Source organism: Pseudomonas sp. KK18, from assembly GCF_037094675.1.
Taxonomy (GTDB): Bacteria; Pseudomonadota; Gammaproteobacteria; order Pseudomonadales; family Pseudomonadaceae; genus Aquipseudomonas.
In genome coordinates this window covers 2714353-2730794 of sequence record NZ_CP146605.1, presented here as the reverse complement: position 1 = coordinate 2730794, position 16442 = coordinate 2714353, and the positions used below count along the sequence as shown (strand labels likewise).

Annotated in this window: 17 protein-coding genes; 4 read left to right on the top strand and 13 right to left on the bottom strand. The window is 61.4% G+C overall.

Going from position 1 to position 16442, the window contains the following annotated elements:
* Positions 1-43: 43 nt before the first annotated feature.
* Entirely contained in the window at positions 44-2206 is a 2163-nt protein-coding gene (locus V6607_RS12475; protein ID WP_134326201.1) for a TonB-dependent siderophore receptor, read from the top strand.
* Positions 2207-2365: 159 nt separating this feature from the next.
* Here the strand turns inward: V6607_RS12475 and V6607_RS12470 are convergent, their stop codons facing one another.
* From V6607_RS12470 to V6607_RS12460, 3 genes are all read right to left on the bottom strand, one after another.
* Positions 2366-2686 carry a DUF6124 family protein gene (locus V6607_RS12470; protein WP_008430732.1) on the bottom strand — a complete coding sequence of 107 codons (321 nt, stop codon included), beginning with the start codon at positions 2684-2686 and terminating at the stop codon, positions 2366-2368.
* A 348-nt stretch (positions 2687-3034) separates the two neighbouring features.
* Positions 3035-3472 carry a carboxymuconolactone decarboxylase family protein gene (locus V6607_RS12465; protein WP_003219182.1) on the bottom strand — a complete coding sequence of 146 codons (438 nt, stop codon included), beginning with the start codon at positions 3470-3472 and terminating at the stop codon, positions 3035-3037.
* A gap of 111 nt (positions 3473-3583) precedes the next feature.
* The gene (locus V6607_RS12460; protein ID WP_008430730.1) at positions 3584-4621 is read right to left on the bottom strand and encodes an AraC family transcriptional regulator ligand-binding domain-containing protein; all 1038 of its coding nucleotides are present in this window, start codon (positions 4619-4621) and stop codon (positions 3584-3586) included.
* 203 nt (positions 4622-4824) lie between these two features.
* On the opposite strand from V6607_RS12460, the gene V6607_RS12455 reads away from it, so the two are divergent.
* Positions 4825-5766, top strand: coding sequence for a transporter (locus V6607_RS12455; protein WP_003219185.1), 942 nt, complete (start codon positions 4825-4827; stop codon positions 5764-5766).
* A gap of 127 nt (positions 5767-5893) precedes the next feature.
* Here V6607_RS12455 and V6607_RS12450 read toward each other — a convergent pair whose 3' ends face one another.
* From V6607_RS12450 to V6607_RS12430, 5 genes are all read right to left on the bottom strand, one after another.
* On the bottom strand, positions 5894-7102 hold the full coding sequence (locus tag V6607_RS12450) for a DSD1 family PLP-dependent enzyme (protein WP_166742195.1): 1209 nt from the start codon (positions 7100-7102) through the stop codon (positions 5894-5896).
* A 59-nt stretch (positions 7103-7161) separates the two neighbouring features.
* On the bottom strand, positions 7162-8490 hold the full coding sequence (locus V6607_RS12445) for a D-arabinono-1,4-lactone oxidase (protein WP_166742194.1): 1329 nt from the start codon (positions 8488-8490) through the stop codon (positions 7162-7164).
* A gap of 77 nt (positions 8491-8567) precedes the next feature.
* Positions 8568-8936: a cytochrome c5 family protein gene (locus tag V6607_RS12440; RefSeq protein WP_134326198.1), complete on the bottom strand. Its 369-nt coding sequence runs from the start codon at positions 8934-8936 to the stop codon at positions 8568-8570.
* A 236-nt stretch (positions 8937-9172) separates the two neighbouring features.
* Complete coding sequence (locus V6607_RS12435) at positions 9173-9925, bottom strand: outer membrane beta-barrel protein (RefSeq protein ID WP_003210885.1); 753 nt, start codon at positions 9923-9925, stop codon at positions 9173-9175.
* Positions 9926-10048: 123 nt separating this feature from the next.
* A complete protein-coding gene (locus V6607_RS12430) occupies positions 10049-10879 on the bottom strand; it encodes an arylamine N-acetyltransferase (RefSeq protein WP_134326197.1) in 831 nt (276 codons plus the stop codon).
* Positions 10880-11037: 158 nt separating this feature from the next.
* On the opposite strand from V6607_RS12430, the gene V6607_RS12425 reads away from it, so the two are divergent.
* On the top strand, positions 11038-11283 hold the full coding sequence (locus V6607_RS12425) for a DUF6555 family protein (protein WP_134326196.1): 246 nt from the start codon (positions 11038-11040) through the stop codon (positions 11281-11283).
* A gap of 35 nt (positions 11284-11318) precedes the next feature.
* Here V6607_RS12425 and V6607_RS12420 read toward each other — a convergent pair whose 3' ends face one another.
* Positions 11319-11513 (bottom strand): DUF6021 family protein, encoded by a 195-nt coding sequence (locus tag V6607_RS12420; RefSeq protein ID WP_003210890.1) that lies wholly within the window; start codon positions 11511-11513, stop codon positions 11319-11321.
* A gap of 24 nt (positions 11514-11537) precedes the next feature.
* Complete coding sequence (locus tag V6607_RS12415; protein ID WP_003210891.1) at positions 11538-11711, bottom strand: hypothetical protein; 174 nt, start codon at positions 11709-11711, stop codon at positions 11538-11540.
* A 153-nt stretch (positions 11712-11864) separates the two neighbouring features.
* Here V6607_RS12415 and V6607_RS12410 point away from each other — a divergent pair, with 153 nt between their 5' ends.
* Positions 11865-12386 (top strand): DUF3087 family protein, encoded by a 522-nt coding sequence (locus V6607_RS12410; RefSeq protein WP_003210892.1) that lies wholly within the window; start codon positions 11865-11867, stop codon positions 12384-12386.
* Between the two features lie 855 nt (positions 12387-13241).
* Here V6607_RS12410 and V6607_RS12405 read toward each other — a convergent pair.
* The 3 genes from V6607_RS12405 to V6607_RS12395 all read right to left on the bottom strand — a co-directional run bounded on the left by V6607_RS12405 (position 13242) and on the right by V6607_RS12395 (position 16441).
* Positions 13242-14372 (bottom strand): MFS transporter, encoded by a 1131-nt coding sequence (locus tag V6607_RS12405; RefSeq protein ID WP_017478989.1) that lies wholly within the window; start codon positions 14370-14372, stop codon positions 13242-13244.
* A gap of 75 nt (positions 14373-14447) precedes the next feature.
* Positions 14448-15812 (bottom strand): MFS transporter, encoded by a 1365-nt coding sequence (locus tag V6607_RS12400; protein WP_023658995.1) that lies wholly within the window; start codon positions 15810-15812, stop codon positions 14448-14450.
* Between the two features lie 92 nt (positions 15813-15904).
* Entirely contained in the window at positions 15905-16441 is a 537-nt protein-coding gene (locus V6607_RS12395; protein WP_102368641.1) for an alpha/beta hydrolase, read from the bottom strand.
* Position 16442 lies beyond the last annotated feature (1 nt).

The window sequence follows — 16442 nt, the reverse complement described above, 5'->3', positions numbered from 1 at the left end:
CTAGCTTATGCGCCCTCCGCTCTGCGCTCTCAGGCCTTCCCCCATGGTTTTGCGTCTTCGCCCCGCTGCCCCTTCACGTTTTGCCCTCGGCCTGTTGCTCAGCGCAGGTATTGGAAGCAGCCAGGCGGCTGATATCGAGCTGCCGGAGGTGAAGGTCCAGGGCCAGGATGAATCCGGCTATAACACCGACACCGCGTCGGTGGGCGCTTTCAATGAGGCGCCGTTGCTCGACACGCCGGCCTCGATCGCGGTGTTCAACGAGTCGTTGATCAAGGACCAGCAGGCGCGCTTGCTCAGCGAAGTGCTGCGCAATGACGCCTCGGTGGGCGACAGCTATGCGCCCATCGGCTACTACGAAAACTTCGTGGTGCGCGGTTTCTCGCTGAATGCCGCCAGCAGTTACAAGATCAATGGCCGCACCATCACCGGCGAGCAGAACGTTGCCCTGGAGAACAAGCAGCGCGTGGAGCTGCTCAAGGGATTGTCGGGTATGCAAAGCGGGATTTCCGAGCCCAGCGGCGTGATCAATTACGTGACCAAGCGCCCGGAGGATGTGCGCTCGGTGACGGTGTCCACCGATGATCGCGGCAGTGGTTACCTGGCCACCGACGTGGGCGGCTGGTTTGGCAGCGAGCAGCAGTTCGGCCTGCGCGCCAACGTGGCCCATGAAGACCTGCATTCCTATGTCGAACATGCCAATGGCCACCGGGATTTCCTGTCCCTGGCGTTCGACTGGAACATCAGCCCCGACGCGGTATTGCAGCTGGATGCCGAGTATCAGAACAAGCAACAGCGCTCGGTGCCGGGTTATCAGCTGCTGGGCGGGACCGAGGTGCCGCACGACGCGTCGCCGAAAAAACTGCTGGGGCATCAGAGCGGTGCGAATCAGGTAGGGATTGATTCGCTGAACCTCAACGGCAAGTTTGAATATCGCTTCAGTGACCAGTGGAAAGGCAGCGTCAGCGCGGCGCGCAGCAAGGTGGTGATTGATGATTACAGTTCGTTTGCGTGGGGCTGCTACGGGTCCGCGAGCTGTGCCGGGGCCAAGGTACCGAACTACTTCAGCCCGGAAGGCAACTACGATATCTATGACTTCCGCAGCCCTGATGACACCCGGCGCGATGATGAAATCCAGGCCGCGATGACCGGGTTGTTCAATACCGGTGGCCTGGGGCATGAGTTGACGTTTGGCAGCAGTGCGTTTCGGCGAGTGGTGGACAAGCGCGAATCGGTCAACGAGATGATTGGCTCCGGCAATATCAATCAGGACCCGGAAAACTTCGCGCCCACCGATAAGCCCCTGAACGATAGTCATCGCAACCTCGACAGCCGCCAATACGGCCTGTTCGTCACCGACCGCATCAGCTTCAACGAGCAATGGCAGACCATCGTGGGCGGCCGCGAAGTGCGCCTGGACGAAAAGGCTTTCGATGATCAGGGCAACGAGTCGCGCCACACCCGGCAGTATGTGTTCCTGCCCCAGGCGGCGCTGATCTACAAACCGATTGAAAACCTGTCGCTCTACACCAGCTACAGCAAAGGCCTGTCCGTGGGCGGTACCGCGCCGTGGTTTGCCCTGAATAAAGATGAAACCCTCGCCCCGACAGTTTCCCGCCAGATCGAAGCCGGGGTGAAATACGACTGGCGCCGCATCAGCTTTGCCGCCGCGATCTTCCAGACTCGCCAGGCCTATCAATATGCCAGGCCGGATGACGCCGGCGACTACACCTACGTGCAACAGGGCGAGCAGAAAAACACCGGCCTGGAATTGTCCGCCAACGGCTGGGCCACCCAGCGCTTGCAGATCGCCGCCAGCGTCGCGGCCATCCGTGCACGGGTGACGGGCAGCGGCACGCCGGAATACGAAGGCCATCAAGCGATCAACGTGCCGAAACTGCGGGCCAGTCTGTACGCCGACTACGCCCTGCCCTGGGTCGACGGCCTGGCGCTGCTCGGCGGCGTGCAATACAGCGCCAACAAGTACGCCAATCGCACCGGTGATGTGGAAGTGGGCGACTACGCCATCGTCAACGTCGGCAGCCGCTACACCACCAAACTCGATGGCTATGAAACGGTGTTTCGCCTGAGCGTCGACAACCTGTTCGACAAGCGTTACTGGCGCGATGCCGGCGAATACATGGGCGATGACTACCTGTTCCAGGGTGCGCCGTTGACGGCGCGCTTGAGTGCAACAGTTAACTTCTAGAAGAACAAAGGTGGGAGCCGTCGAGCTTTAGCGAGGCCGCGATGGCGGTGGATCAGCCGATATCAATATTGACTGTGCCGCCACCATCGCAGCCTCGCCGGGGCTCGACAGCTCCCACACTGGATCTGCTTCTTAGGTTGAATACGGTTCCTTAACCGCCTAGACCGGACATTTCTGCTCCATCGCCCGATCAACCAACAACACCGTCAACTCCAGCAACTGCCCGATGGCCAGTAACTGACAACGTTGCTTGTCGTCCATTGTCTCCGCCAGATCCTGAACAAGGCCGCACGCGCCATTAAGGGTCTCATAGGCGTTGGCCAGCAGCGCCTCCGTATTGGCGGCAGCATTGATGGAAAACAGTGGAAGGTAGCCGTTGGTGTGTGGCGGAGGTGGAAGAGCGTGACGGGCAGCGCGACTCGCAGCGTCCAACAGCGCTGCTGAATCTTTAGGCGGGGGATTCGGCGTGACTTTGTGCATGACATATCTCCAAGTTTGGCTGGAGCTGCACCTAATCGCCGCGACGCGATGGAAGGTGGCAGCTGTACGCAGGTTCGCGGACCGAGAACTTGGAACTCGGCATACCCGAAGGTATCCCACGCACAGCTGCCATAACACGAAACGCCGAACACCAAAGTGTCCGGCGCAAAGCGGTGGCAATTATGCATCAAGTTAGCGGGCCGCGAAGCCCGATTGCTGAGTGTCAGCAACCGGGGGAGGTTAATCTGCGGTCCAAATCGAAGCAATCCCGGCATCTCGTGGGAAAATTCTGTGGGTCTGCTACGCAGCCCAGCGGGAGCAAGCTCCCTCGCCACAGGTGACGCGGGGTTATTTAGGCATCTTGCGAAAACCCACCGCCAGACGGTTCCAGCTGTTGATGGTGGCGATCGCCACGCTCAGGTCGACTTGCTCTTGCGGGCTGAAGTGGGCGGCCAGTTCGGTGAAGTCTGCATCCGGTGCGTGGGTCTGGCTCAGCAGGGTCAGGCTTTCGGCCCAGGCCAGCGCGGCGCGTTCACGGGGGGTGAAGAACGGCGTTTCACGCCAGGCCGACACGGTGTACAGGCGACGCTCGGTCTCGCCCCCCTTGCGGGCGTCGGCGGTGTGCATGTCGAGGCAGAAGGCGCAGCCGTTGATCTGCGACACACGCAGGCGCACCAGTTCCAGCAGCGGCAGTTCGATGGACAGTTTGCCGACGGCAGCCTCCAGGGCCAGCATGGCTTTCATGGCATCCGGGGAGGCGGTGTAGAAGTCGGTACGAGCTTGCATGGTGATACTCCAGAACAGTGGGGATTGGTGTCTAGAGTAGTGACGAGGGGACATTGGACAAATAGCCAATCCGGGGAAAGATCAGGTAGCCAATGGGGCCAATCCTGACGATCACCCCGGCCCTGCGCCTTCACCGCGAAACGCACTGGGGCTCAGCCCGGTCCAGCGCTTGAACGCCCGCCGAAAACTGCGCACATCGCTGTAGCCAACTTCCTCGGTGATCCGTTCGATGGACAACCCCGGGTTGCTCAGCAAGCCCATGGTCCTTGCCCTGCGCACCTGTTCCAGCAAGCCCTCGAACGTCAGCCCATGCTCGGTCAGGCGCCGGCGCAAGGTACGCCCGCTCATGTTCAAGTCACTGGCGACCTTTTCCAGCTGGCTGCCCTGCAAATCCCGGGAAATCGCGCGCTCCACCGCCTGGATCAAATCCATTTTCTGATGCAGTTGCGCGCTTTCCAGTTCCAGCAGTTCCAGGGCCTGGCGCAAGGCCAGGGCATGGTGATTGGGCAGCCGCACATCCAGCCAGTGGCTGGCCAGGACCATGCGGTTATGCAGGCAGCCAAAACGCACATCCGCACCCAACAGCTGGTGATAGTCAGCGACATAGCTGGGCGCGGCGTGGATAAATTCGACCCGCAGCGGCATGAAGCCCTCGCCCACCAGGGCGCGGCCATACACCATCAGGCTGGCGAAGAACTCCTCGGCGGCAAACACCTGCACCTCGGCGTAGGGCAGCAGGCATTCGATATCGACGAAAACTTCCTGGGGGCCTTCATGGGTGCGCGAGGTGGCGATACCACCGGAGGTGTGCTGATGACGTTCCCCGATGGCAAACGCATCGCGCAACGTCTTGCACAGTGAAATCACATGGCCGAGCAGGCCCAGGGTGCCGAGTACGTTCTGATGGCCTACCCACAGGCCCAGCCCCTGGTCGGGCAACACCTTGAGTGCACGCTGGATCATCGCTACCGCCTGGCGATAGGAAATGCGCTGGGCCGGGTCGTCCAGGTCGGCCAGGGTGAATCCCAGGCCACGGCACAGGTGCTCGGCGCTCGCGCCTTTTTGCGCGACCACTTGGCCGAGGGTTTGCAACAGAAATGGCGAGACCAGGGCCAGATCATAGTGCGGATCAACGGCTTTCCTTTGCATGGATCTTCGATTCCCGACTGAGTGCTTCAGTTCTTGTTTTGGAAACATCCTGACAATCATAGGCTCTTGCAAGAACTGCTGCACTCTGGATGAAAGCTGTCCGCCAAAGTCCCCCTATGTGGCCGCCAATACCCTGCCCCGCCGGGCGCCGAGGGCTTATTTCTATAGGCAGCGTCGTCCTGATAATAATAATGAGCCCAGACATGAACACGACCCGTGCGTTTTACCCCGTGCAACTCGCCCTGTTGACCCTCATCAGCCTGCCGGCCCTGGCCACCGAAGGCGGCGTCGACAACATCGGCCCCGGCACCGATGGCTTCTACATCCTGCCGCTGGACGTCAACAACCTGCCCGACCACATGTTCGCCTTCAACATCTATTACAACCATTACGAAGCCAGGAAGCTCGATATCAGCTCGTTGGGTGGCAAGGTGCCGGACGTGAAGATCAAGTCCGACGCGATCATCCCGCGCCTGGATTACCTCAGCCCGTTGCGGGTATTCGGCGGGCGCCTGGGCGGCTACATCGCCCAGCCGTACCTGAAGCAACAGGTGTCGCTGTTCGGCATGTCCGACACCCGGGAAAGCATGGGCGACACCACCGTGGCGCCGATCATCCTCTGGGACCTGGGCAAGAACCTGACAGTGGGCACCGCCCTGGAAATCACCCTGCCCACCGGCGAATACGACGCCACGCGCCTGGCCAATACCAGCAACAATTTCTACACCTACAAACCGTTGGTGTCGGCGACCTGGATGCCCAACGAGCGCACTGAGCTGTCGATCAAGACCACCTACAGCTTCAACAAGGAAAACCCCGATACCCATTACCGGTCGGGGCAGATTTTTCACTTCGACTACTCGGCCAGCTACAAGGTGACGGATAACCTCAGCCTTGGGCTCAACGGCTACTACCTCAAGCAGACCACCGACGATAAGCAATACGGGCATACCGTGGTGAACATCTATGGCGAAGATGTGGATGACGGGGTCAAGGGCCAGGTGTTTGCGATCGGTCCGGCGGTGTATTTCACCTTCCTCAAGTATGCGAGTGCCGAGGTGCGCTGGGCCAAGGAGTTTGATGTGCAGAACCGGCCGGAAGGCGACATGTTGTGGGCGAAGCTGACGATTCCGTTTGCCCTGTAAACCCGACAAAAACTGTAGGAGCGAGCTTGCTCGCGAAAAACGTCAACGATAACGCGGGCTGTCTGGATGAACGCGTCGTCCTCGGGTTTTTCGCGAGCAAGCTCGCTCCTACAGTGGGACGGCGTTGTCAGGTGTAGACCGGCCAGGTACCGACGATTTTCCCGCCCCGTACTGCCAGCAAATCGCCGAACTGCAGCAGCACAAACTCACTCTGGGTCGGGCGCAGAAACACCTGGTCTTCCACGTTCAGCCCCACCTTGGGCGAACCATTGACCATCTCCTGATTGGAGCTGCGCCCGTACAGGTCATTGCTCTGCAAGCCCCTGGGCGATTCAAACTCCGCCATCCAGTTGCCCCCATAAATAAAGAGCGTGGCGCGCTGATTCGCATCCCACCACGAGAACAACCGCGACTTGCCGTCCAGCGCCGGAATGTCCACCGGCCCGGTGCTTTTCAACACGGGCGTGGCGATATAGGCCGCCGGCACATGCTCGCTCAGCGACGGCAAGTCATAGTGCGTCGGCTTGAGCAACGCCGTGCCCACCGACACCTCGCTGCTGAGCTTCTCCTGCTCGTGAATGCGATAGCTCGGGCTGCCTGCCGTATTCAACGTCAGCCCGTCGCGCCACAGCGGCGCAAAGTGCTGGCGGGTGTAATCCACATAGCCGTTGTAGCGCTGCATGACTTTGTCGAACAGGTCCTGGGGCGAGCCGAGAATCCCCGGCACGCCCATGCCCACGAACGGGTCGTAGCCCATGAACCCACTGAATTCCAGCTGCTGCGGATGAGCGCTGATCAGCGTGAGCATTTGCCCCAGTACCGCGTTGTCGCTGATGCCGCCGCGATGCAGGCCCACATCCAGCTCGATATTGACCCGCAGTTTGGTGCCCAGCCCCTGGGCCAGCGCCAGGTATTGTTGCAGGCGCTCGGGCGTGTCCAGCAGCCATTGCAGCTGGCGGGACGGGTCGAACGGGCCCTTGTGGGTTTGGTAAAACAACTCGGCGGAACGCACCGGCAACGGCTTGCCCAGCAGGATGTCGGCGTCGGGAAACACCTGGGTGTCGTGATTCAGAAATGGCTGGTGAAACGACATCAGGCGCTGGGTGCCGGCTCGCTTGGCGATGTACGCCAACAGCCCCGGCGACGGCAGGGATTTCTCCACCAGCCGCAGATGTTTGCCGCCGCGCTGCACGGACTGCATCACCACGTCGATGTTGTGGTCCAGGCGATCGAGGTCGATCAGCATCACCGGGCGCATCGGCCCACGGGCCTTGAGTTCCTGGTTGAGGCTGCGGAAATACTCGGTGTACGGGCTGCCCCGGTCGCCGGGCCTCAGCAAGATGGCCCCCCCCACCAGCAACACGCCGGTGCCGAGCATGAAATGTCTGCGGTTCATCAGGCCACTCCCAGAATAGACGACAGGTGCGCATTGAGGAATTTGCCGCTGGGGTCCAGCTCGCGGCGCACTCGGGTAAATTCCTCCCAGCGCGGATACAGCGGCTGCAAGGTGCGCGCATTGAGGGTGTGCAACTTGCCCCAGTGCGGGCGACCGGCGTATTTCCAGAAGATCGGTTCTACGGCGGCGAAGAAGTTGTGGTGGTCCATGGTGTAGTGCTGGTGCACGGAAATCGAACAGCTGTCGCGGCCCTCGAACATGCTCAGCGGAATTTCATCGGCCTTGACGTAGCGGTACTCGATGGGAAACCAGGTGCGCAGGTCCTTGTCGTTGATCAGCTTGAGGATTTCCCGCAGGCACGCCGGCCCGTGCTCGGCGGGCACTGAATATTCCATCTCGTTGAAACGCACGTTGCGCACGTTGGCGTACACCTGGAACGACTCGGCCACGCGGTCATCGAAGCTGGCAAAAAAGCGCAGGCTGTTGAGCAAGGTACGCCGGGCCTCGGGGAAATCGCTGCCGTATTTGTCGAGTTTCTCGATGATCGACACAAACTCGTTGCCGCCCGCCTCCGCCGGGTCGATGGGCGGGGTTTCGGGGTCGGTGGTTTCGTTCAGGGCGATGGACAGGGCGTAGTCGGAATGGGTCACCACGAGCATTTCCCAGTGCTGGTTTTCCCGGGTGTTCTTAGCCACGTCCTCCAGCAGTTCTTCAGTCTTGGCGATCCACTGGCGCTCCCGCAGGCGGTACGGTGCGCGGTTTTGCAGGCGGACCTGGGTGGCCACGCCGAGGGCGCCGAGGGACACCCGGGCGGCACTGAACACCTCGGGGTGGCGCTTGGCGTCGCACTCCAGCACCTCACCCTGGGCGGTCACCAGTTGCAGCCCGGTGACGCAACCGGAATATGAGGTGAAGCCCACACCGGTGCCGTGAGTGGAAGTGGAGATCGCCCCGGCCAGGGTCTGGTAGTCGATATCCGCCATGTTCGGCAGCGCCTGCCCGACGTCTTTCAAGGCCTGGCCCATGCGCGACATCGGCGTGCCGGCGGCGAAGGTGGCCTGCACGGTTTGCGGGTCGTGATCCAGCAGGCCATTGAAGTAACTCAGGGACAGCAGCGTGCCGTCGGTGGGCACCAGGGCACTGAACGAATGGCCCGAGCCCACCGGCCGCACCTTGCCCGGTGCCTGGCCGATGACCTGCACCAGTTCATCAAGGTTCTTCGGCGCCAGCCGCGCCAGGGGCAGACAGGTTTGCGCCCCCGACCAATTGCGCCAGGGAATCAGCCGCGGTGCCCGGGCCAGCTGGGCCAGTACCGGGTTACTGGTCAATGCCATGAACGCGCCGGCTACCGCGCCGCGCTGCAATAATTCTCGCCGTGAAAGCGCCATTGCCTACCCCGTTATGCTTATTGGATGTGTTGACCCGACATAAAACTGATCAGCCCCAGGAATTGCTCTTCGGAGCACTGCACGCACAGGCCCATCGGCGGCATGCCGTTGTAGCCGTTGATGGTGTGGTCCAGCAGGGTGTCCGGGCCCTGGGCGATGCGCGGGCTCCAGGCCGGGCCGTCACCGGTCAGCGGCGCACCGGAGGCCGGGTTGGCGTGGCACAGCTTGCAACTGGTGTCGTAGACCTGGGCCAGGGCTGCGTCGCTCGGCATGGCATTGGCCGCCGTGGCACGTTCGGGGGGATGTTTCGGTTTGTCGCCACAGGCTGTCAGCAGGCAGGTCACGGCCAGCAGCAGACTGATGCGACGGGGGTTGATTGCCCGCATAGCCACCTTCTCTCTTATTGTGTGAAAGCGTGATCCACACTAAGGCAGCCAGGGCGCGGCGTTGAGGGTATTGGGGGACAGAAAGGGGGGCTTGGGCGGACAGTTGATTGAGCCGCAACGCCGATCAAATGTGGGAGCGGGCTTGCTCGCGAATGCGGTGTATCAGTCATCAGATCTGTTACTGATACACCGCATTCGCGAGCAAGCCCGCTCCCACCGTTAGAATCGAGGTGGGCTTAGAAGGCTATACCGACCTTGAACCCATACTCGTCACGCTTGAGCTTGGTGTTGTCGGCCACGTACGAATCGTCATCGAGCTTGTACTCGGTGCGGGTGTAGTACAGGCCCGCCATCACTGGCAGATCGCCTTTCTGGTTCATCAGCAGGCTGACTTCGGCGTACGGGTTGGTGCGGTCCTTGAGGTCCACGGTGTCGCTGCCGATGCCGTCGACCTTGAGCTTGGCGCGGCCGTCGATGGTATGGCGGGCGCCCAGTTCAACACGCATGGTCATGTCGTCGAACTGGTGGTTGTAGCCCAGGGCCGCCTTGGCGAACGGCGATTTGTTGGTGAGTTTCATGTCGTAGTCGCCCGAGTCCGGCTCGTAGCGGGTCCAGCTGTAGCCGCCACCCACCAGCACGTCGACGAAGTTGCGCGCATCCAGCGCGGCACGCCAGCCGAGGTCGAGGTCGGCCTGGCCTTCCTTGAGCTTGTTGTCGCTCTTCTCGCCGTACTTGGCTTCGATACCGGCCTGGTAGATAAAGCCGGATTCAGCCGTCAGCTTGTTGCCGAAGTTATAGAACAGGCCGGCTTCAGGCATGTGGTCCTTGTCGCTTTGGCTACCGCCTTCGAGTTTGAAGTCGTTGTAGCTGCCGAGGATCCCGAAGGTGGAAATCGGGTCGGTCGGCGCTGCTGCGAACACCACACCAGGTGCCGCGATCAAGGCCAGGACCGAGGAATTCTTGAGGATCTTTCCGAATAGTTTGGACATCGTTTTACGTCTCCATTGCAGGTGGCAAATTATTCAGGAAACGCTTCGAACCCTCGTTTTGGCGAAAGGTTCGAATTAATTTGCACCTTTTTCGAGGTAAAACGGTTCAGCGAAGGCTCTACATCAAGCGTCTTGGACGGGAGCCAGCAAACGACCGAAAATTGACCGCAACTGCGGATGCTGCGGCAGGCGAATGCCAAAGCTGGCCTGCAACAGGTTCAGCAACTCTTCGACGTCCTCGATTGCACGCTTTTCGCTGGCCCGGTCCAGGTAGTGAATCGCGTACTGGCCGTTGTTCAGCGTGCGGCGAAATCCCGGACCAATCAGTGCGACTTTCAGCTGGCCGAGGAACGGCGAATCCGGGTGGGTGGAGACGTACCAGTTACCGATTTCGTAGTCGAAGTGTGACTGCACCTGCAGGTCGAACACATATAAGCCGCGCCACTCACCGGCGACCTGCGCCCACAAGGTGTAGCTGCCCTCGTCCAGGCTCAGGCGATAGGGTTCATGGGCGGTGGCCTGGGTGGCATCGGTGTCCAGTTGCAACGGACTGGTGGGCACCATGCCACCAAAGCCGACATCACTGATGTAACGCACGCCGTCCAGGGTCACCAGGCTCAGCCGATGGGTGCGCGCCGTAAGTTCATCGGGAGGCCCCCCCATCACCACACGGCCGGTAATGCCCCGCGCCTCGAAGCCCAACTCCTGCAACAAGGCCAGGAACAGCTGGTTCAGCTCGTAGCAATAACCACCACGGCCGTCGAACAGGACTTTTTGTTCGACGCTCGGCAAATCGATCGGCACCGGTGCGTGCAGCAGGGTCGACAGGCTTTCAAACGCAAAGGTGCTGACATGGCGCAACTGCAGATCCTGCAGGGTTTGCAGGGTGGGCGGAGGCGGCGTGTCGTAGCCCAGACGTTGCAGGTAGAGGCGGCTGTGGGTCAGCTCTGGCATGACGCAATCCTGGAGTCGGTGGCGAAAGCACCACTAATACCCTGACGGCGGTTATTTGCCAATTGTGGGTTGAATCAAATGCAAGCCCTCAGATGCACAAACTTTCTGAACCTTTCTGAACTGATTTATATCCATTCACTACAAGACAGGGAGGCATCATGAGTACCGCAATGATCTACACCATCCACTACTTGCTACACGGCGAACCAAAAACCTTTGTGGTGCGTACCGAGGTCATGAACAACGCCGAAGCGTGGCATTGGGCGGCCGTTGACGCCGACATTGCCCACGTGGGGCGGATAGGCCGGCCGGGGCACGAGCGGGTGAAAAAGACCACTCGTCCCTGGGCGGAGAAGTTCGGCATCACCGAGGTGACATGGACAGCCCCGAAACGGCTTGGTTGAGGAATAAAAAGCCCCGCACGACGGCGGGGCTTGTTTCACTTTTTCAGATCACCGAGGGGATCATAGGCCGGCTTCTTGCCGGTTTTTTCTGGCTTGTCCAACGGGGCAATGGCGGGGCCTACCGGGTCGACCTGTGGGTCTGCGACGTCCGGGGAATCGGGGTCGAAACCCAATTCGTCCTTGCCGCTGGAATGCTCGGATGAATGCGGGCCGCTTGTACGATTAGTCATAACTACCTCCTTGGCGCGCAGGGTCTACAGCGGGCGGGCCTTGTCGTGCAGGTTTTCCAGGTCTTCCTCGACCTGCTCTTCTTCGTCTTGCCGTTCGGCCGGGTCGTTGGGGCGCAGGGCGTCGTTGTCACGTTCCTCTTCGCCGGGGGTGCGGTCGGGGTTGGGTGTGCCGGGCGGCTGTTGCTGGTACCGGGTCATGGTTCACCTCACTTGGGGGTCGGTTGCCTACAGGGGTTAGAGAAATTGCGCTGATCCATCGTTCAACCTGATTACCGTCACTCCGACGGGTGAAGCATGAGAAGATGCTGGCCGGCGTTATAACCCTACTTGTGCCATGGAGACTGACCCTGGATGTTTGAGCTCAAACCGTGCGACCCGATTGTTTTTCGCCAGCAGACGCGACGCAGTACGTTGATAGTCGCGGGGTTGTTTGTGGTGTTGGCGATGGTGCTTTCCAGCCTGGCGGTGATGCTGTTTGGTGAGCCTGGGGGGGATAATTTTCGCTTTAATGTGGGCGGGGTGTTTGCCGGGGTGTTGATTACCGTAGGGCTGGTGCGGGGGCCGTTCTGGAACCAGGCCTGGTTCGCGCCGGCGGTGTATGGGTGGCAGCTCAAGCGCAGCCTGATGAGTGTGACTAATGTGATGCACAAGGTGACTGACGGGGTGAAGGCGAATGATCCGGTGGCGATCAAGTTGCTGCGGTTTTATCACCTTGGGTTGATGCAGATGCACGAACTGGACGCCAATTCGAGTTCTCAGGCGCAGTTGGTGCGCGAGGTTGATGAGCACCTGGAGAGGATGCGGGGGTTGGGGATTGAGCCTGACCAGACGCGGCTGGATCCGGATTGGGTTGAGGCTGTGAAGGCTCGCTGATTGGGGGGCATATCCGTTATTTGGGTGATGGCTGATATGGGTTCCGCTCTTACAGCGGCTCACTTTTGAACAGCCGGAATGCCGGCCCAGTCAAAAGTAAGCAAAACGCTCTTGCCCCACCACTCGGCTCCTCGCCTAGGCTCGGAGTGCCCTCACTCCGGCTTTGGACCGTGGGCCGCCGTCATGGGCCATCCCTGGCCCAGGACGGCTAACCCGGCGTCCTGCCGGGTTACCCACGCTCCAAAGCCCGCGTTCGGCCAGCGTGGTTTAACGGGGCGCCTAAGATCAAAAGCAGATCAACAGCACAGCGGCCTACCGGCCGGCTTGAGTGTTGAAGAGCAAAAGCCAAATCAAAATCTAAAGCGGGCACGGTCAAAAATGTGGGAGCGGGCTTGCTCGCGAAGGTCGTTAACGATGACGCGGGCATCCTGATTCAACGCGGCGCTCTCAGGTTTTTCGCGAGCAAGCCCGCTCCCACAGAAAAGCAGATCGGTTTTCGCTTTGGCTTTTGATCTGGCTTTTAACACTCAGGTCGGCTTTCAGGCCGCCGTGCTCTTGCTTTTGATTTTGATCTGCGGGCCCCGTCAACCACGATGGCCGCAAGTAGGCACGGTGGAGCGGGTAAATCGGCAAGGATGCCGATTTAGCCGCGCCGGGCCATGGATGGCCCGTCGCGGCGGCCCGCGGAACCGGGCCGGAGTGCGGGCATGCCGAGCCTGAGCGAGGCACCGAGTGGTGGGGCAAAGCGTTTTTTGGTTACTTTTTTAGGCGTTTGTAAAAAAGTGACCCGCTGTAAGAGCGGAACCCTAAGTGGCCGTTACCGAAGAAACGGATATGTACCCCCCTCCCCCCATCTCATGCTAAACCCCTGGCCCGCCAGCAAAACACCGCACTGACCGCAATCGCCGCCCCTGCCACGCCAAACACCCAAGGCGCCGACGCCACCGGCAACAACAACCCCGCCAGCAAAGGCCCAAGCCCCGCCCCCACATCACGCCACACCGCATTCGACGCCAACGCCGAAACCCGCATCGCCCCCGGATTACGCTCCGCCACCAGCGTCGTCACCAACGGCAACTGCAACGCCCGCAACACCAACACCGCCGCCGCCCCCACAATCACCCAATGACTACCAAACGCCCCCAACGCCAACGCACTGAGAAACGAAAACAGCAGCAACATTGAAGTAGCACCAAACTGCTGCGCAGCACGCCCCCCCAGCGGACTCAGAAGCAACTCCGACACATAACGCAGCGCCATCAACCCACCGGCAATCAATACCGCATTGCCCCCCAGCAGCTTCTGCGCCTGAATCGACAGGCCAAAGATAAACAGCCCATCCAGCGCCACCCCTTCGATAAACGACCAGGTCGCCACACTGTCAGGCAACTTGAACCGCCGCCCCGGCGTGCCATGCAAATTGTGACCCGCAGTCGGCAACCCCCGCGCCATCCACAACCCCACCAGGCAACACACCGCCAGAATCCAGAAGATCGGCCGCGGCCCAACCTGCAACGTCAGCCACCCACCCAACGGCAAGGCCAGCATCGGCCCCAGGGCAATCAACGCCCGCGACCGCCCCGCCCGCCGCGCCGCACCCAGCGGTTCAGAGGTAGCCAATACTTGAGTGGAAAGGTTCAACGCCGCAAAACACAGGCCCCAGACCAACCGCAGCCCGAGCAAGGCCGCAAACCCGGACAGCATCGAGTTGCCAAGGGCACACACCGCCGCCGCGCCGGCGGCAATGGAGCACGTCAGCCGATCACCGTTGCGGGCGTAGAAATTCAGAACATGCTTGTAGCCGAAGATCCGCACCAGGCGGTTGGCCGCCAGCAGCACCCCGGCCTGGGCCAGGGTGATACCGAACGCCTGGGACTCCATCGGCAGCACCAGGTACAGCAACACGTCACTGGGCAGGCACAGGCCAAGGGTCAGCGCGGCACGGCGGGAGTGGGAATCAGCACTGCGTTGGGCCAGATCAGACATAAAAGCTGAAACATTCAGAATTATTTAGACGGCCACGGTAGCCGTCTACCTCAAGGTTTTACAAGGCCCAAATGATTAAACCTTGGCGCCGTCCTGCATCAGGCGCAACCCGCTGGCCACCGCGCCCACCAGGGCAAACCCGCAGCCCAGCCACAACGCGTACTGCGGGCCGCTGCTCAGGGACAGGTGGAAACACAACGCCACCAACGAAGCGCCGAGTGTCTGCCCCATCAACCGCGAAGTGGCGACGATCCCGCTGGCTCCCCCGCTGCGGGCAATCGGTGCGCTGGTCATGATCGCCTTGAGGTTGGGCGACTGGAAAAAACCGAACCCGGCGCCACACAGGGCCATGCGCCAACCGATGTCGAAGGTCGAGGCGTCGTTGCCCAGGGTCGCCAGCGAGGCCATGCCCGCGCTCAACATCACCAGGCCGATGCCGCACAACAACGCCAGGGAGATACGGTCCGCCAGGCGCCCGGCAATCAGCGCCATCACCGCGACCACCGCCGGCCACGGCGTCATCAGGAAACCGGTGGCCACCTGGCTGTGCCCCAACACGGTTTGCAACAGGAACGGCAGCGACACAAACGCCAGCCCCTGGGCGCTGAACGCGCAAATCGCGGTGAGGGCCGACAAGGTGAACAGCGGGCGCTTGAACAGATCCACCGCAAGCATCGGCGCCGGGTGCCCGGCCTGACGGCGGATCAGCAACAGCCCGCACAGCAGCGCCACGGCGATCAGCCCCAGCGTCAACACCGCCTGCGCACCGTGCACCGCCGAGCCCAGGCCCAGCACCAGCAGGGCAAACAACCCGGCGCAGAGAATTGCCGCCAGCCGGTCGAAGGCATGCCCGGTGATCGGGATCACCGGAATCGCCCGCACCCCGAGCCACAAGGCCAGTGCCCCCAGGGGCAGGTTGATCAGGTACAACCAGTGCCAGGTAGCCACCGATAGAATCGCCGACGCCGCCGTCGGCCCCAGGGTAAAGGCCAGCCCCACCACCAATGAGTTATACCCCAGCCCTCGGCCGAGGATTTTTGCCGGGTAGATGTGCCGCAGCAGCGCAATGTTGACGCTCATGATTGCCGCAGCGCCCAGGCCCTGCACCACCCGGGCGGCAGTCAGCGTCGGCAGTGACCAGGCCAGCCCGCAAAACAGCGACGCCACCACAAACACCAGCAAGCCGCCGAGGAACACCCGGCGGTGGCCGACCACATCACTCAGGGACGCAAAGGGCAGTACCGCCGCAATGGTCGCCAACTGGTAGGCATTGACCACCCAGATCACCGAAGCGGAGTCGGTGCCAATCCCTTCGGCCAGGGTCGGCAACGCGGTGTTGACGATGGCCGTGTCGAGGGTCGCCATGCCGATCCCCAGGGAAATGGCGACAACCGCCGCTAGACGCTTATCACTGGGCAACCCATCAGCTACTGAAGACATGGACAATCCGCACACGTGGCAAAGGCGTCTAGATTACGGGCAGCGGCCTTTTTTTTCAGCGGGCAAATGCGCGGCTGTCCAAATATTCATGTTCAGGTGCGCCATTTGCCCATCTGCGCCATCTGCACCAGCACCTCGGCCAGGGCGGGCTGCGGCGCGCTGTTGACGGTGACCAATGCCACGCAACGGCTTGGCCGCAAGGTCGCCGCGGCGGTGGCAGCGCGGCCGCCGAGATCGAACCCGCCGAGCACCGCCTCGGGGATGTGCAAGGCGTTCATCAAGTCCAGCACGTCCTGGCCGAGCACCACTTCCTGAGTGCTGGCGGGTGCCGCCTTGTCCAGCGGCGTGGTAGTGCCATGGCCACGCAGGTACGGGGCAACTACCCGAAAGCCCCGGGCGGCCAGGTAGGGTGCGACCTCGGCGAAGCGCTCCAGGTCGCCGTCCGCGCCATGCAGCAAAATGATCGGCCTGCCCTCTTCCGGGCCGGCCTCGTAGTAGCCGATATCCAGCAGGTCGGTGCTGACCTGGCGGATCGTCCAACGGGCGGGCGTCGCCATGACCGGCAGTGACAACGCCACTGAAGCAATGGCGCTGGAAATCAGAAAGCGACGGCGATTGAAAAAAGACATA